Raw genomic sequence first — 4,520 nt, 5'->3', positions numbered from 1 at the left:
CGTATATGGAATTGTTGTTTGGACCAATATGGATCATAATCCTATCGCTAAGGGAAGTGGATTTGCGCATGATAGTGGTCCAGCCGCTGACGGTTGCATCATATTTAAACTGCGCTTCCAGGGTAAACTTGGACGCATTGTTGAGCTGCGTTACATTTCCAGCTGTTATCCTCCCTAAGGAGGACATGCTAAGTCCTTTGCCGCAGCTGCCGTTATCAGTAGCCTGATAGCTGGTAACATAAGTGCCGTTGGTGATAGTACCGCTATAAGCGGTTCCCAGTTCCGCAGTGGCTGTTGACGGGTTGGTGTTGTCATCCAGTGGCCAGTATACAACCAGGTGGGCAATATTGGGATGGCAGCTGCCGAGCAGTTTGTCTTTCCAGGCTCCGATGGTAGCCGCTGAAAGTACGGTATCCCATACACGTACCTCATCGATCGTACCATTAAGATAACAGCAGCCAGGCTCTCCCCCTGCCATGAAAGGTGCGGTATTAGTTGTGCTGGTATTAGCAGGTAAGTCGATGGCCGAGAAACTGAGCGTTTGCTGAACGCCATCGATATACACTTTCAGACGATTGGCATTGCCGCTTTGGGTTCCATCAAATACAGCAGCAACATGGTACCAGGTGCCGGGGCTTACGGCATTGGCCCCGGTATAGCCATAGGTATTACTGCCATTACCCACCATCACATATATGGAATTGTTGTTTGGACCAATATGGATCATAATCCTATCGCTAAGGGATGTGGATTTGCGCATGATAGTGGTCCAGCCGCTGACGGTTGCATCATATTTAAACTGCGCTTCCAGGGTGAACTTAGACGCATTGTTGAGCTGTGTTACATTTCCAGCCGTGATCCTCCCCAAGGAGGACATGGTCAATGCCTTGCCGGAATTAGAACAGCTGCTTGTAACTGTGATCGTCAGCGTGTCCCTGGCAATGGCCGCCCGGTTGTCAACAACATTCAATTGATATTTATATACACCTGCCGTTGTAAGCCCAGACACAGTTGTAGAGGAGCTGGAACCCAATGGGGTAGCAATGGTACCAGCGGCCGGACCGGAAATTTTTTTCCATACATACCTTACAATATTCCCATCCGGATCTGTGGAAAGGGCGCCATTCAATGTGGCCGCCCCGGAGCTGGTGCAAATGGTTGTATCGCTGCCCACATTAGCTGTTGGAAGGACATTAACAGGAAGGCTTTTATTTTGCCCAAGGAACCATTCGTAGATATTTAATATACCGTCGTAACCATATGTATATGCCGGGTTGTCGATGTTATACACCCTGGGCCATATGCCGTGCCCTCCGTCTGGCCAAATAGTCTTTAATGCTTTTACCTCCGGTGAAGGGATATGGTTGTTGATCGAATCAATTGGGATCGTAGTGCCAGTAACATTGCATGTTGAATCATTTTCGGCATGAAATCCCCACACGGGCAATTTGGCATCCCCCACATACTGCGCACCATTGGGGGTACTACCCCAACCATCAAAATGGTGTGGAGGTGCGCAAAGCGGTGCTGCTGCTGCCAGTCGTTTAGCGTTTGCCGCATTGAATGCAAGAAAGCCAAAAGTACCTCCTCCGCCAAAACTCATGCCGGTCAGGTAAACTCTGTTGGTGTCTATTTTGAGATTGTTCTTAGCATAATTTAATATGGAAGTTATATAAGCGACCTGCCACTGCCCTATTGGGTTTCCGGTGCTCCGGAAAGTGCTCCGGCACATAGGGGATAAAACGATAAAAGTATCTACCTGTCCGTTCCAGGTAAATGCCATTTTATACCCGAGACTTACCAGGCGGGAAGGCCCAAAACCTTCTATATCCCATACGGGAGCTCCGGCAGCAATGGATGTATTATTACTTTGCTCGCCACCACCGTGCAGAAAAACAATCAATGGGTATTTCCTGGTATTGCCCGGCGCGTCGTGCCCTGCTGGTTTGTATTCAAGAAATGGAATCGTATCGCCGTTGCTGGCCGTAATGCGTTTGGCAATATTTTGTGCATTTAAATGAGCAGGTAAATTGGAAAGAAGCAGAAAGAAGGCCAGGCATTGGCCGATTAATGGGGTAAATCTTTTCATGGAATAAGCGTTTTAGTATTAAGGTTATTTATGAGATCAACTTATCAGGGCTTTTTTGCATTAAAAAGGGTGAAAGAAGTTAAGTAAAGAGTTTTGAGGGTGTTGACAGGGGATATAACTACAGTACTTGTACCGGGCTCAGAGTTTTTGTATTTGCCACAAATCTTATCTTAAGTTAGTATTTCTTGTGGCAATTATCAAAAGTTAGGATGTATATCTTTTTTCAACAACTATTCGTTCGGCAGTTTTAAATATTTACCATTGCTGCTAACCGCCATCCTGTAAACTAAAACCCAATTCGAATTAAACCTGAAAGTAAAATACGGACATACAAATATTATAACGAAAGATTGGAAACGACTGGCAGACTTTTATGAATTGGTTTTCAGCTGTACAACGGTTCCTCCGCAGCGCGACGAAAAGGGAAACTGGCTCGATAAAGGAACGGGTGTTTTGAATGCTCATTTAAAAGGAATGCATTTACGGCTTCCTGGTTATGGCGACAATGGCCAACATTTCAGACCCGGACGGCAATATTATTGAACTTCAAAACTGGAGTTAGACCGTGAGCCGTTCATTGTCCTTTTCCATCATTTACATATTCCAGAATATCGCCCGGCTGGCAGTCTAATGCTTTACAAATTGCGTGTAGTGTGCTAAAACGAATTGCTTTTGCCTTCCCTGTTTTTAAGATAGAAAGGTTAGATAATGTCAAATCAACTCTTTCAGAAAGCTCATTCAGAGAAATTTTCCGCTTTGCCATCATCACGTCTAAGTTTACGATAATTGGCATAGCTTAAATTGTTAGGTCATTTTCAGATTTCATATCCAGGGCATTCTGCAATATTTTTTCAAATATTGCTGCAGCAGTTGCAACTACGGCCGAAACAAAAGTAGCCATGATACACATAGCCAGGAAACCCGCAGGGTCATCGTCTTTATTGTGCGCTATCCTTATAAATATTCCTGCTGCCACAATTAAAACACTAAGTACGATCGCACAATATTTTATGCTCTTTAAAGCCTTAACGGAGCTGGATGAGAATACTTTATTCTGCCCGATATATCCAAGTAACCGGAACGCCTTGTAGAGCGCAACAAAAAAAGCGATGGATGCTGCGTATCCATATAAGATGAGGGGGTCAGCGTAAATGCTGAACAAGTCGAGGTTTGCGGCTCTTCCTTCGGTTAAGGGAAACCGGATCAAAATGGCAAGCGCCACAATGCCGATAAGCACAATGACTGCCTGAAGGAATACGATTGAGGCTCTTTTCATAATGGTTTTATGAATTTTAGATCACGCTGTAAAAGTAATAAATAATTATTGATAAACAATAAATATTTAGCGTTTTTAGAAAAATATTGAGATAGATGTTTTTGCCGTATAAAATTGATTTACAACACCAGATAAAATGCAGAAGTTATCTTTGTGGTTTACAAGGATGAGAAAAAAAAGCAACCAGATCCCGGTTTACACTTTGCCAACCGGCAATGGCGAAGGGATATTCATTGGCAGGACTTCGTTAAATGGCCCTCCCGATTTTAAAGAAGTAGAACGTTCTCACCGGGACGGTGGGTATTCTTTTATCCTGCAGGAGAAAGGAACAACCTATATGGAAATTGACTTTCGTAAACATGCTATTGAAGCACCGGCTCTTATCTATATACACCCTGGTCAGATACATCGTGTGATAGCCTTTGAAAATGCTACGGTTTGCAGCTGGATAATCACTATAGAAAATCTTCAGCCAGCGTTCCTGAAATTATTGGAAGAACTTGCACCTGTAAATGCATTGCCTGTAACAAAAGAGACATTGTCCATTATTGCAGAAGCAGCCTCCTTATGTATAAAGCTTTCTGAAAGGAAACACGATAAACTATATGATGCTATCATCAAAGAAAGCTGTAATACATTGGTTGCATTGGTTGCATCGCAGTATTTAGCACTGTCGGCGCCAACAGACAATTATTCCCGGGCTGAGGTTATTACCAAAGCCTTCAAATCATTACTGGAACATCATTTCACGACAGTTAAAAGTCCAATGGCATATGCCGGCAGCCTTAATATATCCACGCCCTACCTAAATGAGTGTGTTAAAACTACCACTGGTTATTCTGTCTCCTATCACATTCAGCAACGTGTTATTTTAGAAGCGAAACGCCTTCTTTATCATTCAGATAAATCCATAAAGGAAATTGCAGGAGAATTGGGCTACGACGATCACTCGTATTTCTCCAGGCTGTTTGTTAAGGTTTCAGGCATAACACCCGTAGCTTTCCGGAATAAAAACTTCGAATAGTCCTATACTTACTGCGTATCGATATTGTCTGCGGTAAAAAGACGCTGTTCCTTTGTATCCAACTAAAAAGGTATAAAAATGGGAACATCGAAAGGAATAGCGCTATTAAAGGACAAGAAAATAGCCATTAT

The 4,520-nt window shown here is 43.4% G+C and carries 4 protein-coding genes; 1 reads left to right on the top strand and 3 read right to left on the bottom strand.

What is annotated here, in order from left to right:
- From VIM87_RS24435 to VIM87_RS24425, 3 genes are all read right to left on the bottom strand, one after another.
- On the bottom strand, positions 1-2,089 hold a 2,089-nt coding region (locus VIM87_RS24435), incomplete at its 3' end, for a LamG-like jellyroll fold domain-containing protein (protein WP_331999525.1).
- 574 nt (positions 2,090-2,663) lie between these two features.
- Positions 2,664-2,882: a helix-turn-helix transcriptional regulator gene (locus VIM87_RS24430; protein WP_331999524.1), complete on the bottom strand. Its 219-nt coding sequence runs from the start codon at positions 2,880-2,882 to the stop codon at positions 2,664-2,666.
- Between the two features lie 3 nt (positions 2,883-2,885).
- The gene (locus VIM87_RS24425) at positions 2,886-3,365 is read right to left on the bottom strand and encodes a DUF2975 domain-containing protein (protein ID WP_331999523.1); all 480 of its coding nucleotides are present in this window, start codon (positions 3,363-3,365) and stop codon (positions 2,886-2,888) included.
- Between the two features lie 136 nt (positions 3,366-3,501).
- Between VIM87_RS24425 and VIM87_RS24420 the strand changes: the two genes are divergently transcribed.
- Positions 3,502-4,389 carry a helix-turn-helix domain-containing protein gene (locus VIM87_RS24420; RefSeq protein ID WP_331999522.1) on the top strand — a complete coding sequence of 296 codons (888 nt, stop codon included), beginning with the start codon at positions 3,502-3,504 and terminating at the stop codon, positions 4,387-4,389.
- Positions 4,390-4,520 lie beyond the last annotated feature (131 nt).

It is taken from the genome of Chitinophaga sp., assembly GCF_036569125.1.
Classification (GTDB): Bacteria; Bacteroidota; Bacteroidia; order Chitinophagales; family Chitinophagaceae; genus Chitinophaga.
The sequence above is the reverse complement of the archived record's forward strand: the minus strand, read 5'-3'. Positions and strand labels throughout refer to the sequence as shown.

Excerpts from the sequence above, each read along its gene's own strand:
- VIM87_RS24430 (WP_331999524.1), bottom strand. The coding sequence starts at position 2,882 with ATGCCAATTATCGTAAACTTAGACGTGATGATGGCAAAGCGGAAAATT.
- VIM87_RS24425 (WP_331999523.1), bottom strand. The coding sequence starts at position 3,365 with ATGAAAAGAGCCTCAATCGTATTCCTTCAGGCAGTCATTGTGCTTATC.
- VIM87_RS24420 (WP_331999522.1), top strand. The coding sequence starts at position 3,502 with ATGCAGAAGTTATCTTTGTGGTTTACAAGGATGAGAAAAAAAAGCAAC.